This is a genomic window from Metabacillus sp. 84 (assembly GCF_050107715.1).
GTDB lineage: Bacteria > Bacillota > Bacilli > Bacillales > Bacillaceae > Metabacillus_B.
Genome location: NZ_JBNILN010000001.1, coordinates 836,471 through 855,170, shown reverse-complemented (window position 1 = coordinate 855,170; position 18,700 = coordinate 836,471). Strand labels below are relative to the sequence as shown.

The 18,700-nt window shown below is 42.4% G+C and carries 18 protein-coding genes and 1 pseudogene; 14 read left to right on the top strand and 5 right to left on the bottom strand.

All coding sequences use genetic code 11. The features are described 5' to 3' along the window. The first annotated feature begins 189 nt into the window (after positions 1-189). Both ACQCV8_RS04190 and rlmH read left to right on the top strand, forming a co-directional pair. Positions 190-345: a CxxH/CxxC protein gene (locus tag ACQCV8_RS04190; protein WP_426843284.1), complete on the top strand. Its 156-nt coding sequence runs from the start codon at positions 190-192 to the stop codon at positions 343-345. A gap of 83 nt (positions 346-428) precedes the next feature. Beyond that, entirely contained in the window at positions 429-908 is a 480-nt protein-coding gene (rlmH, locus tag ACQCV8_RS04185; protein ID WP_426843283.1) for a 23S rRNA (pseudouridine(1915)-N(3))-methyltransferase RlmH, read from the top strand. A gap of 420 nt (positions 909-1,328) precedes the next feature. Here the strand turns inward: rlmH and ACQCV8_RS04180 are convergent, their stop codons facing one another. Genes ACQCV8_RS04180 through ACQCV8_RS04170 form a run of 3 tightly spaced genes read right to left on the bottom strand, consistent with a single transcriptional unit; the run spans position 1,329 to position 2,725 of the window. Further along, the gene (locus ACQCV8_RS04180) at positions 1,329-2,300 is read right to left on the bottom strand and encodes an aldo/keto reductase (protein WP_426843282.1); all 972 of its coding nucleotides are present in this window, start codon (positions 2,298-2,300) and stop codon (positions 1,329-1,331) included. A gap of 28 nt (positions 2,301-2,328) precedes the next feature. Next, positions 2,329-2,550 carry a hypothetical protein gene (locus ACQCV8_RS04175; protein ID WP_426843281.1) on the bottom strand — a complete coding sequence of 74 codons (222 nt, stop codon included), beginning with the start codon at positions 2,548-2,550 and terminating at the stop codon, positions 2,329-2,331. Next, positions 2,513-2,725 carry a MerR family DNA-binding transcriptional regulator gene (locus ACQCV8_RS04170; protein ID WP_426843280.1) on the bottom strand — a complete coding sequence of 71 codons (213 nt, stop codon included), beginning with the start codon at positions 2,723-2,725 and terminating at the stop codon, positions 2,513-2,515. The genes ACQCV8_RS04175 and ACQCV8_RS04170 overlap by 38 nt, the downstream gene beginning before the upstream one ends. Before the next feature lie 630 nt (positions 2,726-3,355). On the opposite strand from ACQCV8_RS04170, the gene istA reads away from it, so the two are divergent. From istA to ACQCV8_RS04150, 4 genes are all read left to right on the top strand, one after another. Beyond that, a complete protein-coding gene (gene istA, locus ACQCV8_RS04165) occupies positions 3,356-4,900 on the top strand; it encodes an IS21 family transposase (RefSeq protein ID WP_426843372.1) in 1,545 nt (514 codons plus the stop codon). Continuing rightward, positions 4,900-5,664, top strand: coding sequence for an IS21-like element helper ATPase IstB (gene istB / locus ACQCV8_RS04160; protein WP_426843371.1), 765 nt, complete (start codon positions 4,900-4,902; stop codon positions 5,662-5,664). The genes istA and istB overlap by 1 nt, the downstream gene beginning before the upstream one ends. A gap of 120 nt (positions 5,665-5,784) precedes the next feature. Beyond that, positions 5,785-7,917 carry a Piwi domain-containing protein gene (locus ACQCV8_RS04155; protein WP_426843279.1) on the top strand — a complete coding sequence of 711 codons (2,133 nt, stop codon included), beginning with the start codon at positions 5,785-5,787 and terminating at the stop codon, positions 7,915-7,917. Positions 7,918-8,102: 185 nt separating this feature from the next. Beyond that, positions 8,103-8,981: a phosphorothioated DNA-binding restriction endonuclease gene (locus ACQCV8_RS04150; RefSeq protein ID WP_426843278.1), complete on the top strand. Its 879-nt coding sequence runs from the start codon at positions 8,103-8,105 to the stop codon at positions 8,979-8,981. 181 nt (positions 8,982-9,162) lie between these two features. Here the strand turns inward: ACQCV8_RS04150 and ACQCV8_RS04145 are convergent, their stop codons facing one another. Then, entirely contained in the window at positions 9,163-11,094 is a 1,932-nt protein-coding gene (locus ACQCV8_RS04145; protein WP_426843277.1) for a DNA/RNA helicase domain-containing protein, read from the bottom strand. 259 nt (positions 11,095-11,353) lie between these two features. Between ACQCV8_RS04145 and ACQCV8_RS04140 the strand changes: the two genes are divergently transcribed. Continuing rightward, positions 11,354-12,034 carry a hypothetical protein gene (locus ACQCV8_RS04140; RefSeq protein WP_426843275.1) on the top strand — a complete coding sequence of 227 codons (681 nt, stop codon included), beginning with the start codon at positions 11,354-11,356 and terminating at the stop codon, positions 12,032-12,034. Between the two features lie 500 nt (positions 12,035-12,534). Here ACQCV8_RS04140 and ACQCV8_RS04135 read toward each other — a convergent pair. Beyond that, a pseudogene (locus tag ACQCV8_RS04135) lies at positions 12,535-13,352 on the bottom strand (bile acid:sodium symporter). Between the two features lie 380 nt (positions 13,353-13,732). Between ACQCV8_RS04135 and yiaA the strand changes: the two are divergent. From yiaA to ACQCV8_RS04100, 7 genes are all read left to right on the top strand, one after another. Continuing rightward, positions 13,733-14,203, top strand: a complete 471-nt coding sequence (yiaA, locus tag ACQCV8_RS04130) for an inner membrane protein YiaA (RefSeq protein WP_426843274.1) — start codon at positions 13,733-13,735, stop codon at positions 14,201-14,203. Positions 14,204-14,350: 147 nt separating this feature from the next. Then, positions 14,351-15,535 carry a TerD family protein gene (locus tag ACQCV8_RS04125; protein WP_426843273.1) on the top strand — a complete coding sequence of 395 codons (1,185 nt, stop codon included), beginning with the start codon at positions 14,351-14,353 and terminating at the stop codon, positions 15,533-15,535. A gap of 146 nt (positions 15,536-15,681) precedes the next feature. Then, positions 15,682-15,900, top strand: coding sequence for a hypothetical protein (locus ACQCV8_RS04120; RefSeq protein WP_426843272.1), 219 nt, complete (start codon positions 15,682-15,684; stop codon positions 15,898-15,900). Next, on the top strand, positions 15,881-16,057 hold the full coding sequence (locus tag ACQCV8_RS04115; RefSeq protein ID WP_426843271.1) for a hypothetical protein: 177 nt from the start codon (positions 15,881-15,883) through the stop codon (positions 16,055-16,057). The genes ACQCV8_RS04120 and ACQCV8_RS04115 overlap by 20 nt, the downstream gene beginning before the upstream one ends. 35 nt (positions 16,058-16,092) lie before the next feature. After that, entirely contained in the window at positions 16,093-16,383 is a 291-nt protein-coding gene (locus ACQCV8_RS04110; RefSeq protein ID WP_426843270.1) for a hypothetical protein, read from the top strand. Between the two features lie 348 nt (positions 16,384-16,731). Then, positions 16,732-17,664: an ABC transporter substrate-binding protein gene (locus tag ACQCV8_RS04105; RefSeq protein WP_426843269.1), complete on the top strand. Its 933-nt coding sequence runs from the start codon at positions 16,732-16,734 to the stop codon at positions 17,662-17,664. Positions 17,665-17,702: 38 nt separating this feature from the next. Beyond that, positions 17,703-18,692: a FecCD family ABC transporter permease gene (locus tag ACQCV8_RS04100; RefSeq protein WP_426843268.1), complete on the top strand. Its 990-nt coding sequence runs from the start codon at positions 17,703-17,705 to the stop codon at positions 18,690-18,692. Positions 18,693-18,700: the final 8 nt, after the last annotated feature.

Sequence of the window (18,700 nt, the reverse complement as noted above, 5' to 3'; positions counted from 1 at the left end):
GCTGCGCATCTGTGGTCCTTACCTGTCCCGCCTCCAATAAGCCTGACATAGAGTGAGCTCAGGAACCCCGGAATGCATAAGCACTTTGGGGTTTTTATTTGCCGTCTTTTCAACTTGGAAGATGTGGATAAATCGATCATTTCGTGTAAAATAAAAGAAGAATCCACCTGTGGATAAGGAGGGAACACCATGAAAGCATGCGCAGATCATGTCGAAACAGCAATTGATATGTATGTTGACGAGCACGAACTAGCTCCGGAAATAATAAAAATTGAAGAAACAAACAGGTTATCCACAACCTGTGAATTATGCGAAAACCCTGCTGTATATATGGTAGGAGAATAAACATTCGCCACACAATGTGGATGGGAAATACACAACTGTGGATAACATTTGTGAATAACATGTTTTTAAAGTGGGGATAACCTGTGAATATAACGATCGTAACCGTAGGAAAACTAAAAGAAAAATACCTAAAGCAAGGAATCGACGAATATCTGAAGAGGCTTGGCCCTTACACCAAAATGGAAATCATCGAGCTTGCCGACGAAAAAGCACCGGAAAATTTAAGTGAGCAGGATATGAAAATCGTCAAAGACAAAGAAGGCGAACGAATTTTGGCGAAGATTTCGGATGATACTCATGTCATTGCCCTGGCGATCCAAGGGAAAATGAAATCGTCGGAGCAGCTGGCAGCTGATCTGGACAGGCTCGCGACTTACGGGAAAAGTAAGGTGGCATTCGTCATTGGGGGATCGCTTGGGTTGAGTGATGCGGTGATGAAGCGGGCGAATGATACACTGTCGTTCTCGAAGATGACATTTCCGCATCAGCTTATGAGACTGATTTTGGTCGAGCAGGTTTATCGGGCGTTTCGGATTGTGCGGGGGGAACCTTATCACAAGTGATGGTAAAACAAAGAAAAGACAAAATTTTGATGAGACACTCTCACGGAAATGACTCAAGAATATAGTCCCTCTTGGAATACATCCTTTTCATAAGCTACATGAAAAGAGAGCTATGCTAAATAAAAAATATGTTCATGATAAGATAGAGATAACTACTGGTAAGCTAATGTCTATCGCTTACATAGGACCGCTGAAAAAAAATGGCCATATCTCATATCGGGAGTCCAAGAATCAGGTCAAGATTTCGGATATGACGGATTGAATGGATCATATCCTATTTCTCTCAGGCTCGTCCAAAAGCTTGGAGCGATTTTGATTTGATCTGTAAAACGAGCGTTCACGGCTGCAGACTTCCAGAGAAAATATCCAATTGCAAATGGTCCACGGAGCCCGTGGACCATTGCTTCTTCTGATTATAGTTTAGCCGTCGAGCAGTGTCATCTGTTCTTTCATATAACGCGTGCCGTGAACGGCATTCTTGGGGCTGACCTGATCGATTCGTTCAAGGTCCTCCTTCATGAGAAGGATATTAGCCGCGGCCGCATTTTCCTCCAGGTACTTGATACGCTTCGTACCCGGGATAGGTAGCGCCCCGTTGGCAATCGTCCAGGCAATCGCCAGTTGGGATGGTGTACAGTTCTTCTCCATCGCGATCTCCTTAATCTTGTCGACAACCTCAATGTTCTTCCGAAAGTTGTCTCCTTGGAACCGCGGCATCCATCTTCGAAGATCGTCGTCGGCCAGATCCTCGAAAGTGCGAAGCTCTCCGGATATAAAGCCTCTGCTCAGTGGACTGTAGGCCACATGGGTAATCCCCAGCTCTCTTACGGTAGGGAGTATCTCCTCTTCGATGTCACGGCTCCATAGCGAATACTCACTCTGTAGCACGGAGATCGGATACACGTCATGAGCGCGGCGAATGGTGGAAGCGGAAGCCTCAGACAGGCCGAGCGCCCGAACTTTGCCTGCTTTGACCAAGTCTGCCATCGCTCCGACCGTCTCCTCTATCTGGATTTCTGGATCGACACGGTGTTGGTAGTATATATCGATGTAATCCGTATTCAAACGGCGAAGGCTATCCTCCACTACTTTCTTAACGTAGTCAGGATGGCCACTGATGCTCTCGAAATTTGGAGTGTACGAGAACTTGGTGGCGATAATGGCTTGCTCGCGACGACCTTGAAGAGCACGGCCGAGCAGCTTTTCGTTATGCCCGTTCCCGTACACGTCCGCGGTATCGAACATCGTGACGCCTATATCCAAAGCACGATGGATCGTTTTGATTGACTGTAAGTCGTTAGTTTCCCCGTACATGCCTGGAGACATTCCCATAATTCCCAGTCCGATTGAAGAGACGAGGATATTGCTATTGCCCAATTTTTTTTGCTGCATTTGTTAATCCCTCACTCTAGGTTTGGTGTCACTCTGACTCCTCCATCTTGATTAACAACTGGCTCTCGTAAGGGATGCTCCCTTTCTCGATGTCTTCGTATATCGACAGCTTGTTATTGACGGCGTCGAGCGCTTCGGTCAATTCGTTCTGACGGCGAAATAAATCTTCCTTGTACTGGTTCAAGATCGCTTTACGTTGTGGAATCGTAGAATCACCATCGAGCGCAAGATCCACCATCTCCTTCAGCAACTAGAGCTTCATCCCTGTCGCCCTGAAACAGATCATCTAGGCTATCTTGTTCGAACAGTCGATTCCCGTTCTTATCTTTCTTAATGTAGGGTATCAATCCCTCCTTCTCGTAAAAACGAATCGTATGAGCCGGGCAACCAAGCTGCTCTGAATCTTCTTTTATTGTGAATGCCATTGGCCGGGTTATTTTAAGGCGGTATCAACTGGTTCTTCCTCATCCTAAACCTTAAAGTACCTTTAAGGCAAGCGTTATTTTGGAAATTGTTGGTTATCATTATAATGCCGATCATTGCCCCTGTTTAGGGGGGCTGTGAAAACTGGAGCTAAAATAGAGGTACCTTCGGAGTTATAAATACGCACAGTTTTTCGTTCCAATATCGATTATTTTCGAATACTTCTTGCGTACTCAATGGACACTTCGTACATTTGAGTGTTCTACCTAACAAAAGTTATAAGGAGATCGACTTCCTCCAACACAAGAAGGTAAGCCGTATCATAAGTATGTGAGGTTATGGATTATTCCATGGATAGAACTTACTAAAGGAATTCCACTTTTACTTGCAGAGTGGAATTTTTTGTTATAATTTTACTAGTAGCTGGAATTAATTATTTCTAACAAGTAAGTGATTTATTAACTTTAATACTTGAAATAGAAAAATAATGGACGCACAACTGTAAACGCTAAAATAAAGTTAACAGTTTTTGCTTAGTTAGATTTTACACTTTTGCTTTATTAACCTAAAAATCTAGTAAAATAGTTGGAGACGTTATTTTACTGGAGGATAGGATTTTGGAGGATAAGTTAGTGTTGTATGTAAAGATTCAGGAATTGCATAAACGGAAATTTAAAGTAGCACAAATTGCCAAGGAGCTTAAGATATCTAGGCCAACGGTTTATAAATATCTAGAAATGACTTTGGAAGAAGCAAGGGCCTATTCAGTTCAGCCACATGGGAGGAAGAAAAAATTAGACGAATACAAAGATTGGATTCTTGCCTGGTTAGAAGAGTACCCTCATTTGAGTGGCGCACAAATTCATGATTGGCTGCTTGAGAGATATCCTGATCTGGCAGTCGGAGGAAGTACGGTACGCTCTTATGTAAAAGAAATTAGGGAGATCTATCAGATTGAAAAGAAAGTGAAAGTGCGCCAGTATGAGGCCGTTCCTGAGCAGCCAATGGGTAAGCAACTCCAGGTTGATTGGGGAGAGACAAAGCAAAGGACGAGTGACAACAAGGAGATCAAGCTGCACTTCATTGCGTTTGTGATGGCGCACTCCAGACAAAAATATATGGAATGGCAGACACGTCCTTTCACCACAAAAGATGCGATCCGGTGCCATGAGCATGCCTTTCAATTTTATGGAGGACGTACGGAGGAGATGGTCTATGATCAGGATCACTTGATTGCAGTCAGCGAGAATGCGGGACAGCTGCTTTTAACCGCTGAATTTCAACGGTATGTGAGTGAACGCAAGTTTAAGGTCCATCTATGCAGACGCGCTGATCCGGAATCAAAGGGCATGATTGAAAACGTGGTGAAGTACATAAAAGGCAATTTTGCGGACAGCCGAGTGTTCAGCGACATAGAGGACTGGAATCAGCGTGCCTTACAATGGCTCCATCGGACCGGGAACCATCAGGTTCATCAAACAACGAAAAAAAGACCAGCAGAAGTGTTTCTCCTCGAAAAGCAACACTTACAGCCAGTCTCTTCACTGCTTTCCTATGAAAGCACCCATACCCAGAGTATAACAAGAAGTGTTAGCAAGGACAACACGATACGTTATAAGTCAAATCGATATTCGGTCCCGCTTGGAACCTATCAAACCCATTCTGAGAACCTTGTTTTCATTGAAGTTAAAGCAGGAAAACCTCAAACACTTATTATTCGAGAACAGGTCGAGGGGGAAATCCTGGCTGAGCACGAAATCAGCTTAGAGAAAGGAAAGCTGATTCAAAATCGCAGTCATACACGTGATCGGTCGAAAGGGATCAATGAATTAAAGCAGGGGTTAATCTCCTATTTTACCGATCAGAGGCAAGCAGGCGTCTATCTTGATGAAATCAGTAAACGATACCCTAGGTATCGGCGGGAACACTTCTCCATCATTCATGAGGTGATCCAAAAGTATTCAGCCAGTATAGATGCGGTTATGACCAAGTGTATGACTGAAGGGCTGTATAGCGGCAATGATTTCCGGGACATGGCCCATCACTATCATTTATCCAGTCATGCCCCGGGGCATGAAATCAATTCTCACGAGGCCCACTCAACTAGACATTCCGGAATCAAGGCCTCTGCCCGCTCTCTAAATACTTACACCTCTATTTTAGAAGGGCGTGCATGATGAATAAAACAGTGAATGAACTGCAGGATCAATTTCGTCAGTTACGTTTAGCAGAAACTGCGGAGGAGCTGCCAAGGCTTCTCCGCGAAGCTGAAAAGGCATCATGGACCTACCTGGAGTTTTTAGAGTCCATTACCCGGTATGAATTGGTCAAACGAGAAGCCAAAAGTCTAGAGAAAAGAATGAAATGGGCTCGCTTTCCCTTTGTGAAATCGTTAAAGGAATTCGAATTGGAAGGACAAAATGTGTTGACTGCCCGTCAGTTGAACCAACTTAGGGAATTGAACTGGCTGGAGCAGCAGTACAATCTAATCCTTTTAGGTCCGCCAGGCATTGGGAAAACTTTTATCGCAGTTGGACTGGGACTTGAAGCCGTTCAAAGAGGATTTCATGTGTACTTCGTTACGATGGGGGAGCTTATCCAGCTCTTAAAAACAGAGGAATATTTAAACAAGTCAAAGGTGCAGCTTAAGAGACTCAGAAGTGCAGACTTGGTCATTATCGATGACTTGATGTATATGGCAATGGATCATAGAGAAGCAAACCTATTCTTTCATTTGATCAATCATTTATACGAACGAAGTTCGATCGTCCTAACCTCCAATAAGAGTCCGGATGAATGGGGGAATTTAATTGGGGACCAAGGCATAACAACAGCCATTTTGGATCGATTACTTCATCGTGTAGAAGTCATTCATGGGCAAGAAGATGAAGAAAGTCATCGAATGAAAAATCGGAAAAGTATCTTTTCAGCAAAAGTGTAAAAAGGAAATGAGCAAAAAGTGTAAAATTCAACTTGACGTCTACACAACTAGACGTATTTGTTGCACAAATCTTGCCTACTGGTATTTTCAAAACCATCATTATCAAAAAGGGGAATAAAAATGAATCAATATTATTTTTCTGAATGGCTAACTTCCAACAATGCTTCTTCTTTACTTATTCATTTATACACTATTCCATTATCAACCGAAGAAAACAGATACTCACTGGGAGGACAAATATCATATGAATTGAGTAAACGAAATAATTATCAAACTATTGTCTTCTTCGAACAGTATCTAGCATCATTTTCAGAGATAAACTCTTGGGACAAGTATGAATACATAAAATATGAAGCACGCCCTATTTGCTTAGATAAAGCTTATGAAAGAAAATTATTAGAGAGACTGGTTAAAAAGGAATTAGAGCAGCGTTCACGATTAACTCATGTAATGGATCGAGGAGCTTTTCGATTAAAAAGGACCAAACCGATTAACACAGAGGAGTTATTAATCTATCCAGCTATTCAAATTAATGTAGAAGTAGGTGAAAATGGAGAAATTTTCGTTGGATTTGATTATATCCACCGTTTTGAATACCGAGATAATCTTTTAAAACTGCTAAATCTTAACGAATCTTTTATTTTAAAAGGTACTTCAGTAGTTGATGTGAACAACCCAAAAACACATGAATATGAATTTCTAGAAATAGCACCTTACAAAGCTGGAGATGAAAGTCCTTACTTGAAAGAGTCTGTGATTAATTACTATGGACGAAAAGGTGAACCAAAAAAGCTTGTTGGTGTTGATGCAGCTTCTATGATTGTGCATGTGAAGAACAAAGCGGGTGCGATATTTCCATATTTACCTCATCTGTTAAAACTAAGCTGCTCGTTTGACTCTTTACCTACCCATTTAAGTAAAATTGCTTCTAAAGCAATTAAAATGAAACCCTCAGAAAAGATGCAGGAACTTTTTAAAGAAACCCATGAAATACTACAGAAGTTGCCAATGCTAAACTTCCCAAAAGAAAATGTAAGGGCAGTAAATTTAGGGTATGAAGTGAAGAATGCGAATGCACCTTTGCTAAGGTTCGGTAACGAGTGTACGACCAGCAAACTTAATGAAGGATTACGAAAAGGCGGTATTTATAAGGGGAAAGAAGCCCATGTCAGTTTCTTTGTTGATCCGCTATTGCAGAAAAACGAAAACATGAGGGCTAATGTGGGAGATTTTATCAAGCTATTGACACAGGAATCTTCAAAAATGGGTGTAAATCTAATTGTTTCAGGAAAACCACGAGAACTCCGTGGTCAGCTAGAACAGAATTTTTTAAGCTCTGCTGACTTAGGATATAAATTAAAGTCCATAGCCAAATATTTTAATGGAACCGTAGTTGTCATTGCTTCTGAACAGACAATAAATCATGCATACAAAATAGTTAAAAGAGAATTTGGCGGAAAACAGGATATTGTCACTCAATTCGTATCGTTTTCTAATGCCCTTTTGGATAGGTCTAAATCGCTTTATACTATTTACAATATTCTCTTAGGAATATACGTAAAATCAGGCTTGCAGCCATGGGTGCTGGGTGAAAATCTTAATTCTGATTGCTTCATCGGTTTAGATGTTAGTCACGAAGACGGTAAACATGCGTCAGGAATCATACAGATTATTGGTAAGGACGGTACAATGATAAAGCAGAAATCTTTATCAACTAATGAGGCAGGGGAAAGAATAAGTATGGGAACTATAGAAGAGATTCTATACGATACTATTCACTCCTATAAGGAGCGGTATGGTGAAACGCCGATGCATATTACGTTTCATCGAGACGGCTTTTGCCGGGAAGATTTAGTTTTTATTGCAGAAAAGCTTTCGAGAATGGGAATTGCATTCGATTATGTTGAAGTTTTAAAAAATGTGAATCGTCGGATGGCTACTTATGATAATGGTAAATGGATAACAGAACAAAGCATGTATTACAAGAAAGACAAAATGGGGTATCTGTGCTCTACCTCTCCTAAAGAATTTGTAGGGATGGCTAGAGTTGTTAAAGTAGTTCAGAAAACAAATCAGCTTGACTTCGATCAAATTATGTCTGATGTATACAAGCTATCCTATATGCATATCCATTCCATGCTAAAGACTAGGCTGCCAATCACAACTCACTATGCAGATTTGAGCTCTACCTTCCATAATCGTGGATTGCTGCATCCAAGTACTAGACATGAAGAAGCACTTCCTTTTGTGTAGTAAATACAATTAATAAACTGTTAGTGAGAAAGGTGCAGCCCATACTTAAGAGACTGCTCCTTAAGTCTTAGATATTGGCAACGGTAGATATTTCGTAAAATCTGTGATATTTAAGATATTCCCTCTGATTATAAAAGCCATATTGTCGATTCATTTGTCGTTAGTAATCTTTAAAGGAGGAGAGTATGAACTTTGAAGATATAATAGCCGAGATAGATAAAATAAAACTTCATAAACAAAAACAAATAGGATCTTCCCTAAAAAAGCCTTTGTTAATCTTGTTATTAATTTCACGTATAGAAGAGGGTAAAGCGAATGAAAATACTTTTAAATTTATAGATATTGAACGAGACCTTGACTTATTAATAAGAAATTTCGGTGGACGCTCGATTAAAAAGACTGCGCCTGAACAACCGTTTCATCATCTAAATAGCTCAATTATTTGGGACATTAATGTTCCTTATGGTGTTGAATACAGTAGTAAGAAAACTTTATCCAAAAGTATATTAAGAGAGCCTGAAACGTATGGATATTTCGAACCATCAATGTATTCGTTACTCAAATCAGATATTAGTTCTAGGGCAAAGTTAGTTCAATATATACTAGAAAAATTTTGGCCAGAAACTATCCAATCAGACATTAGGAATCATCTCCAATTATTTTATGGAGAAGTTCGTTCAAAAAAAAGAAATTCAAATTTTGCTAAAGAGGTTTTAGCAAATTATAGATATAGATGTTGTATCTGTGGTTTTTCATCGGTATTTAACAACATTCCTTTTGGCATTGATGCAGCACATGTTCATTGGCATGCATATGGAGGACCAAGTGAATTAAGTAATGGTATTGCTTTATGTAAAGTACATCACTGGGCTTTTGATAGAGGAGTTATAACTGTTAAGCCCAAAACATTAGAAATAAAAGTATCTTCTAAATTTGTTGCACAAGATCATTCCAGTATCAGCATCTTAGAGCAACTGGATGGAAGTTTTATCTATGGAATCAGGAAGGTTTCACCAGAAGACCAATTTTTAGAATGGCATAACGATAATATTTATGTGAATTAATAAAATCAGGATTACCTAACACACTTTGATCAAGTAATGCCTGTCACTGCTCAAAACATATTGAGAAAGGAGCATGACAGGCCATTCCCCACTCCGACTATCTTCCGAATATTCACTCATCTATTTCCCTTACTTACCGATTAAAATTGTTAGAATCTGCCCGAAAAGCGAAGAAACTTCATTAATATTCACTCCGACTCTCCGCAGCCACTTCTTCCTGACGAGGTGACAAATCCTGATAAGAAACAGATTTATTAAGCCGTTCTCTAAAATACCCATTCAATTCTGGATCCGTACAGAAGATAAAGCATCCCTTCTGTCCTCGAGTCATGAGTGTTCGGTATGTATTTCTTATGATTTGGTCCGCTAGTGCTTGGGCTTTTTCTGGATTTTCTTTTGCTATTGTTTTAATTCCTTTAAGAGACTGGTCCGTTCTAGCGCGTTTTGTGTAGTCTGTCTTGATCTGGTCCTCCTGATAGAGAAGATCAGGACCGATGATGACTCCAACATAATCAAATTCAAGTCCTTGGGATGTGTGGATGCAGCCTGCTTCAGAGACGGAGTCCTGCTCGATTGCCCAGATGCTATCGGAGAGGTTCCAGCTGATTTGGAAATTGTGCTCTGGGATTTCGATATCTTTCTGGAGTGTATTTGAACGGCCGTTTTTTGGCCACTCCCAGCAGTAGCCGGCAAGCATGCGTGATTTATTGTTCTTCTTATTTAACTCTTCTATTTCCCTCAGCATTTCATTCGGGTCATCGAACACTCTGAAGTCATAATCCACGCCTCTGTCGTTGGCGTTGGCTGTTTTCCTGATTTGAAGCACATCATCCAGCCAGGCGATATACGCATCAGAACCATCACATCGGAATTGAGAAGAAAGCTTTCCCTGGACAAATTCAGCATTTAATTCCTTTGCATACTTTTTAATCAGATCGATACTGCCAATGTCTTTTAACGTGACTTTTTGGTTTTCGTCAATAAAGAACACGGTAAATGTTGATGAATGAATAACTTCTTTGATCTGATTTTCGCCCAGATTGCTGAATAATCCGGACTTTTCATTCAAACGATGTGCCTCATCAATGATGAGCACATCTAATTCATTCTTTTCAGATTCATAGAAACTGCCGGATCCTTTAAATAGGTTATCAATCTGCGTTTTCTTCATCGTTCCTTTTAATTTGGAAGCATACACATTCCGGGGGGCTGAATTTTTCGAAACATAGAGTGCAGTTAAACCCTCACTAATTAGATTCACAAGAAGGTTTACTGCCATCACGGATTTCCCGGTCCCCGGTCCTCCTTCGAATACCATTACAGTCTTCTGATTGGCCTTTATACTATCAAGCGCTAAGTAATAGGCGTCTTCATAAAACACTTTTTGTTCATCTATGAGCACAAATTCCTGATTGCCTTTTAATAAACTTGCAAGAGAATCCTGCAGCGACTTCGAAGGGCGGATTTTACCGCGCTCAATCTGATAGATCAGCTGGTTATGATCACCGTAACGTACGTACTTCTTGATAAAATTTCTTAATTGCTGGATCTCTCCTTTTGCAAAAACAGGTGCTTTGGCCAGATGGTCTGAGTAGTGAGCATCCATCAATGGGTCATTTTCTGCTTTTCGATAATTATGCAAATAGGCACATGGGTTTAACGCAATATGCTGGTCTTGTACATTCTGGTTAAAATCTTCAATTAAAGCAGCGTATGACCAGGCTTGATAGGATGGATGCGTTACCGTTCTCATACTCCCCCCAAGGTAGGTTGAAACAAGAGCATCCTTAGACGTTACTTTCTCAACCTCCGACCATTGCTTTAGCTCGACAATGACAACATGATCCTGAGCGCCATCATGGCCAGCTATAAGAAAGTCGACCCGTTTCGAGGTATTCGGAATCTTAAACTCTATTGCAACTGATGTATCATCCGGAATCTCATCATCTTGCATCACATTGGACATGCGGTGAAGAGAGTTCTCCCATGAGTTGATTTCACTTTTAGAAGTACGGCCAATCTTATTTTGATAAGACTCATAAAGACGTTCAACGAGAAGCTCGTTCGTCACATCCGATATAAATTCGGTCTTTGTAGCTTCGTAAATGATCAAATAGTGCCACCTCTTTGAATTATATGCCTTTTATTTTAGCATTTTATTGAAGATAGTAGAGTCTTGATTCAATATTATGTAAGTTTCGGTACGTTCCATTAATATTATTCTAAAGTTCCACATCAGCAGCCTCCCCTCTATACTGTCACAAAAGTTACAGACTTGAGGTTAATACATCAATTAAATAGTTCTTTTTAACTATATTTCTGGTAAAATAATTAAGGTTCGTAATTAGGAATAAGATAAGGGGAAATAGAATTTGAATATCGTATTTAAGTTTTTGAAAAGTAAATGGACATATGTATTAACTGCAGTAATCGCTCTCGCTATTGGCTCATTCATTGGTCCTTCCCAAGAACAACTGGACAATGCAGGTGTGAAAATAAGCGGGTTGGAAGAACAGCTGATCGATAAAACAGCAGCAGCGGAAGACCTTGAAGAGAAGAATGAAAGCTTACAGGAACAGGTAGACGAAGCAGCTCCATGGTTTAAAGAAAAAGAAGCAGCAGAAGCCAAAGCAGAGGCTGAAGCTGAAGCCAAAGCAGAAGAAGCGGAACAAGAGGCGCAACGAAAAGCTGAGGCTGAGGCTAAAAAGGAAGCTGAGCTCTTGGATGCACTGCAAATATCAGAGGGAGAAATAAAAGAAGAAGAAATAAAAGAAATCGTCGAGAATCACTTGAGTGGTGAATTTTCCTTTGAGAATGGAGAGATAAAGGCAATAGCTGACATAACAGGATATGAGATGGGCTCTCCGGAAGATGTGGCAGTTTCCCATTATACCAATTTATCGGATGAGCTCTTATACTATACAGGCTGGGATACCCTTACCGTTACTTTCCTAAATGTGGGCACCATTAGCATGAATCGCAGTGAGAAGGAAACAAATGAATATGGGGATTACTTTCCAACGAATGAGATAGAGGAGAGACTTAATTATTAGGGGATTAGGTTTAAGAACTTGTTTTAGTAGTAAAGGACCTAAGATTCAAGGTCCTTTTTATTTATAAGGCTTTTGCATCCTTAAGCAAAGCGGAATTGGACGTGAGGGCGGACACCACGGTATTGAGGAATACCTTGAAGTGAAATATATTTCGTTAGGTTTATAATAAGCGGGAGGAAGACTTTGATGGGGGTCTTCCTCTTTTCTGGTTTATTTAATTCCGTCTCATAACTGCCGTTTTAGAAGGGTCCCACCTAGCTCCACGTGAAACACATATTTTATAAATCTTATTAGGGGTTGTATTCAGATATTTTTTCATTGGGAAATTAAAAATATTCTGTGGATAGCCTATTTCTAAAAAACATTAAAACTTAAAAATGATAAGGGGGATTTTCCTAGATCACTAGTTTGTTCAGTGATGGGGAGAAAGATTTAGAATAGAAATTCCGGGACCCAAATAGAAAATCAGCCATCCTCTAATAAGAGAATGGCTAATTGCGTTAGGATATCTGCCGTTTAGGTGCAGTTTCTTTCTCAACAGTCCCCATCCTCGTTAAGATATTAGCCAAAATAGAACCTGAAATATTATGCCAGACACTGAAGATTGCGCTTGGTAAAGCTGCCAGCGGGGAGATGTGTGCTGTTTCTAGCTGAGCACCTAACCCGGAGTTTTGCATGCCCACTTCAATGGCAGTGGTTTTGACCTTGGACAGATCCATTCGCAGAAGCTTAGCTAAGGCGAATCCGAGTAGAAAGCCGAGTACATTATGCAGCACTACGACACCGAAGATTGCGAGTCCAGTCTGTGCAATCTGCTCCTGACTGTTGGATACGACAGCTGCTACGATGGCTATAATTGCCACAGCTGAGACCAGGGAATGAGTGCAGGTGTCACAATCTGTGCGAGTCCAGTTGTTGCTGCTGTAGCTGTTACAGATAAGGGAATATCTCCTTTGGCGAGAAAAGTCATGACGTTAGAAGACGTTCCGCCAGGGCAGCAGCCTACAAGAATAACACCGACAGCTACTTCTGGAGGCAATCGCAGCCCTTTTGCCAAAGCAAAGGCAAGCAACGGCATGATTAGGAATTGTGCGACTACAACAGTCAGTACCTCGAAGGGACGTTTTACCACGCCTTTAAAATCAGTCGCTGACAACGTCAGGCCCATACCAAACATAATGATTCCGAGCAGCGGGGTAATAAACGGAACAATCCAAGTAAATCCATCCGGCAGCATAAAAGCTACGACCGCAAACAAAATGACCCAATAAGCAAAGGTACTTCCGACAAACTGACTAAATCGTTCTAGCGTTTTCATCGGTGTTTTTCTTTGATTAGTGCACCTCGTAGATAAGTAGAATATTGGACAACGCCAAAAAATCCGTGTGGAGAAATGCTATTTTTGGAATAAGCAAGAAACAGATTCAACCAGTTCAGAGTTGTTAGCCTTACACTTTGTCATGTTAAAAAAAACCCCAGTGGCCGTATGTTAAAGGGTCTGAGACATGCAGGCTTTTTCATTCAAGTAAGTTATTTATGGAGAGACCAGACCAGTCTTTTATTTCCAATTCCTTAAAAGTCGAAAATCAGACTCCTCGGAATAAAAATCCCCCCCAAAAGTAACACCACATGTAAAAAATTGCTATAATGGGTTTGGTATGAGCATTCATTCTAAATGACCGTAAAGGGGAGCGACACATGTCTGAGTACAATGAAAATCCGTTGATGGTGGGCGAGGAGCCCAGACCTAAGAGGAAGCCGGAACGAAAAGAAGGCGAACCGACGGCGGCTTTTAAAGGGGCGAGCTGGTCAGCGCTGGTGGTAGGCGTTGCGGCCTATTTGATCGGACTGTTTAATGCGGGAATGCAGCTGAATGAGAAGGGCTATTATTTTGCTGTATTGATCTTCGGCTTGTATGCAGCGGTTTCCCTGCAGAAGGCGGTAAGGGACAAGGACGAGGATATTCCGGTTTCAGGCATCTATTACGGGCTCAGCTGGTTTGCGCTGATCACGGCTGTTGCGCTGATGGCGATCGGTCTTTATAACGCGGGAAGCATTGCATTAAGTGAAAAAGGATTCTACGCGATGGCTTTTGTGCTCAGTGTCTTTTCAGCGGTCACCATCCAGAAAAACATCCGGGATACGCAGGCAGCGAGAGGCAGAGATTAATAGATTTAAATTAATAGATTTAATAGTTAGGGGCATTGCTGCTTGCAGGAATGCCCTTATTGTTTTTGGTTTGAAACAGCAGCTGCAAGAGTCATCTGAGGCATTTGGAGGATGGAATTTTTATAAACCAGATAAGGAGTGATTCAATTGAACCAACTGCTGCAGATGGGAGCCAACACAACATTGAGCTCTCCACAAGGCCATGTAACAGTCAGCTATGAAACGTCCAATGGAATCGATATTTCCTTAACAGCTTTCCTGTTAACGGATGCAGATAAGGTCCAGGGGGACAGCGGGATTATTTTCTACAATCAGCCGCAGAGTCCGTCCGGTGTCGCCACCCTGCTGCCTTCTGAGAACGCAGGCAGCCTGAAGGTACATACCCTGCATTTTGACATGAATAAAGCTCCGGCAGGCATTCAGAAAATCGCGGTTACGCTGACGGAGGACAACCATACGGGTTTTGCGAATGTGCGGAATTTAAAAGCTGCCATACGCACGGATGAGACGGTGATTGAGTTTACTCCCTCCAGCTTCACGAAGGAAAACGGGATTGTGGTGCTGGAACTGTATGTTAGAAACGGTCAGACGAAGGCAAAATCGATCTGGCGCGGCTTCGACTCCGGGCTTGAGGGCCTGTGCAGAAATTACGGGGTCGAGGTGGAAGAGGGGCAAGCGGCTGTGAAGCCGGAGCCTGTAAACCGAGCTCCTGAAAAGAAAATCCAGCTCGAGAAGGTAAAGGGTCAGATCAATCTCGATAAAGGCAAGAAGCCGGTCATCATTGAAAAGACACCTGAGATCACGGCTACCGTGTCCTGGGAGACGGGGACCGATTATGATATCTACGCACAGGTCTATACAAAGGATGGCCACCAGGTGGATGTCGCCATGTTTGGGGCGAAAAAAACCCCTCCGCTTCAGAGCTTTGCCAATGGTGCGGTTGAGCATATGGGAGATGTGAGGCGCGGCAAGCAGGCTGTAAAGACGGAAGTCATCAAGCTGAGGCTGACCGATGAAATTCTTGCCGTCGTTCCAGTCGTTTACTCGGCCCAGTCCAATGGGACAGGCTCCTTTTACCGATACAAGGTGTCCATGAGCATCGACAACCATAATGGAACATCCGTCACCATCTCTGCCAAACACGCCAACAATAACGACCGGATCTATACATGTGTAGCCGGAATTCTCCACAACACCCCGGATGGCGTCATTATCAGCCCATTGGAGCTGTACAGCGCACCGAACTCGGAGTTCAGACCGAAGCTCGTGATGGGAGCCGGGAGCATGGTTGAAGTTTTGATGGATCAGGGGCCGAAGAATAAATTCAAGTAGAGTAAGGGGCCGGTTTATTCCCTTAAACCAACATTTTCTCCTCTTTTTTCTAGTAGAATGGAGTTATCAACTAACCGTTTCCAAAGAAGGTCGTAAGAGCATATAGGAACGGGAAAACAGATACGTTCTGAAAGGCTGTGAAAAAAATGACGCAAAGATCGGTTCAGTGGGTCGCCTTTGCTGTTTGTATCGCAACATTGATTCTGCAGGTGAGCCAGTTGGAAAATGGGATTTTGGCTGAGTTTAGGGGTTTGATCTTACCGGTTGGATTCGGAGCCGGTGTTTTTCTGCTCGCCATGAGCTTTTTCTTAAAGAAGGGGAAACGTCCCGCGGGAGCAAAGAACGATGAACAGACAAATGCCTAATGCGCCATCCAGCATCGTCCTGCTCCTTACCCTCCTGATCAGTGTTTTGGTTTTCAGGGGAATGCGAAGCGGGAAAATGAATAGGACGGGTAAAAAGCTTTTATTGGGGCTGATTGTGACGATTCTGGTTATTAATGTGGTGCTGCTGATCATTTAATAGTTGCGGCAGCTGAACACTAGCGGCTAGATAAAATGAACAAACGCAGAAGGGGTTCGGATCCTTCTGCGTTTCGTGCGTATTATTGCCCCTTTTTATCAATCCATATTAATAGTAAAATAACGGTAAAGGGGGCAGATGGAAAAATGAAGAAAAACTATACGGTCATGTTCCTTATGTTTTTTGCCGCATCAATTACAGGTGGGTTAGCATTGAAGAAGACCCTTGAGTATTCAATGACAGTGGGAGCTGGGTTAGGGATTATATTCCTCCTGTGTTCTGCATATTTCGCTGGGAAGAACCAAAAGACCTCTAAGACACAGTAACGATCATTGCTGTGTTTTTTTTGTTAAAAGGAAAAGTAAAGGCTTGTATACTTCTTATCATGCCTGTGAGGGGATTTGCGATTTGATTGTAACGGTGAATATATTCGTACCGAAGCCCCTGCTTGCCATATTGTTTCGCTAATGAAAAAGGAAGGGCCCTGCTATTAGCAGGGTCTTTTTGCCGACCGTTCGGATTCGAGCTCTCCTGCCCCGGTTACAAGCCTATGTCTAAAATTTTTCATCCATATGAAATAATGATCGTACCGGTTCCAGAAAAAAACATGAGAGCAAGGCAGAATGTGTTATAATGATAATTATTCTCAATCGAAGGTTGCAGGAGGAGAAAAAATGAAAGCAATACATAAATGGATAGTTATTGGTCTTATTGTACTCGCAGCAGGATGTTCCCAACAGGAAGGAAAGTCACAAAATTCTCAAGGGGATCAATCTGGCAAGGCTGTAGAGCATGAGTTAGGAACGACAACCGTGCCTGAAAATCCAAAATCAGTAGTGACACTGGAATTGGGCATTACTGAGACAGTTGCTGCTCTGGGCATCAGTCCGGCTGGGGTAGCAGATGATGAACGTCCGGAGCGGATTGCCGCTTCAACGATGGAGGTTATTGAGGGGTATAAATCTGTTGGGGCGCGATCTGAGCCCAGCCTTGAAATCATCCGCACCTTAAAGCCGGATCTTATTATCGCCGACTCTGATCGCCACAAAGCGATCTATAAAGAATTAAGTGAAATAGCTCCGACCATCGGAGTCGTAAACGATACGGCGGATTACCCGGAGGTATTGGCTGCTACGGAAACGATTGGTTCTGCTCTTGATCGTGAAGAGGAAACGAAGCAGCTGATTGCTGACCACAAGACAGACGTGTCAGAGTTAAAAAAAAGTGTACCTGAAGGGCAAGGAACCATTCTTCAGGCCCAATATACAAGCAGTAACTTATTTGAAACGCCAACTTCGTCGTATTTTATGCCAAGCTTTATGAATGAAGCAGGGCTTGAATATGCATTGGAAGATAAAAAGGAAACCTCTCAGGATTTAACTATTGAACAAATGCTGAAGATTAATCCGGATACACTTTTGCTTACGAAGAATGCGGATGATCCATCGGTAGTAGAACAGCTAAAAGGGGATGCGCTTTGGAATCAGCTAAAGGCCGTTCAAAACGATCGGGTCTTCGAATTGGATCATAATGACTGGTCCCGCCGGCGCAGTCTCCCAGCCATTAATGAACGGCTGGATGACTTCAGGGAGCTATTTGCAAAATAGGTTTAATATAAGCATCATTTCTTACGGCAGGTGAGTACATGCACACGAAGATGACCTCTACAGTAATCGTGACCAGCATCCTTTTATTGCTGGTCAGTTCCTTTTTTTCTTTAAAAATTGGATCCTTCTCTTTTACCGCAAGCGAGCTCTTAAACGGCCTGTTTGCAAAGGAACCATCGAATCAAGCACTCGTTTTGCAGGATGTCCGTCTGCCTCGGATGCTGATGACCATCTTAGCTGGCGCGAGCCTGGCTGTTGCAGGTGCGCTCGTTCAAAGCATGACTCAAAATCCGCTAGCCTCCCCGGGTGTGCTCGGTATAAATGCGGGGGCTTCTTTTTTTGTAGTGGGTTCGATTGTGTTTATCCCTTCACTGACGGGCATATCGCTGGTCGCGGCAGGATTTGCGGGAGGAGTATTGGCTGCTTCGCTAATCTTTTTTATGGGGGCTATTTTGCAGGGTGGGCGTATGATTGTAAAAATTGCTCTCGTGGGAGTGGTCATTCAATCGCTTTTCGCCGCTGCAACACAATCAATCATGATTTTTAATGATGAATCCATTCATCAGATCCTCATCTGGCTGACAGGGACCGTCGCAGGTTCAACATGGGAGAGTGTATCTGTTCTCACCCCTGTTTCGATCATTGGAATCGGGCTTTCATTTTTAACCATGAAGGCGTTAACCGTGCTCTCGCTCGGTGAGGATGTAGCACGAAACTTAGGGCAGCGGGTTTGGCTGCAAAAAGGAATCATCATCTTTCTGGTTGTTCTTTTGGCCGGCTCATCCGTAGCCTTTACAGGGCCGATCGGATTTATCGGACTCATCACTCCCCACATTGTCCGGTTTCTTATTGGGCCGTCTAACCCTTTGTTTCTTCCGATTACTGCCCTAATGGGAGCAGCGCTTTTGATGCTTGCTGATATCGGATCACGCTTCATTTCATTTCCATATGAAACCCCTGTTGGGATCGTAACGGCTCTGATTGGAGCTCCTTATTTCATTTACCTTGCCAGAACAGCCAATCGGTAGAAAGGAAA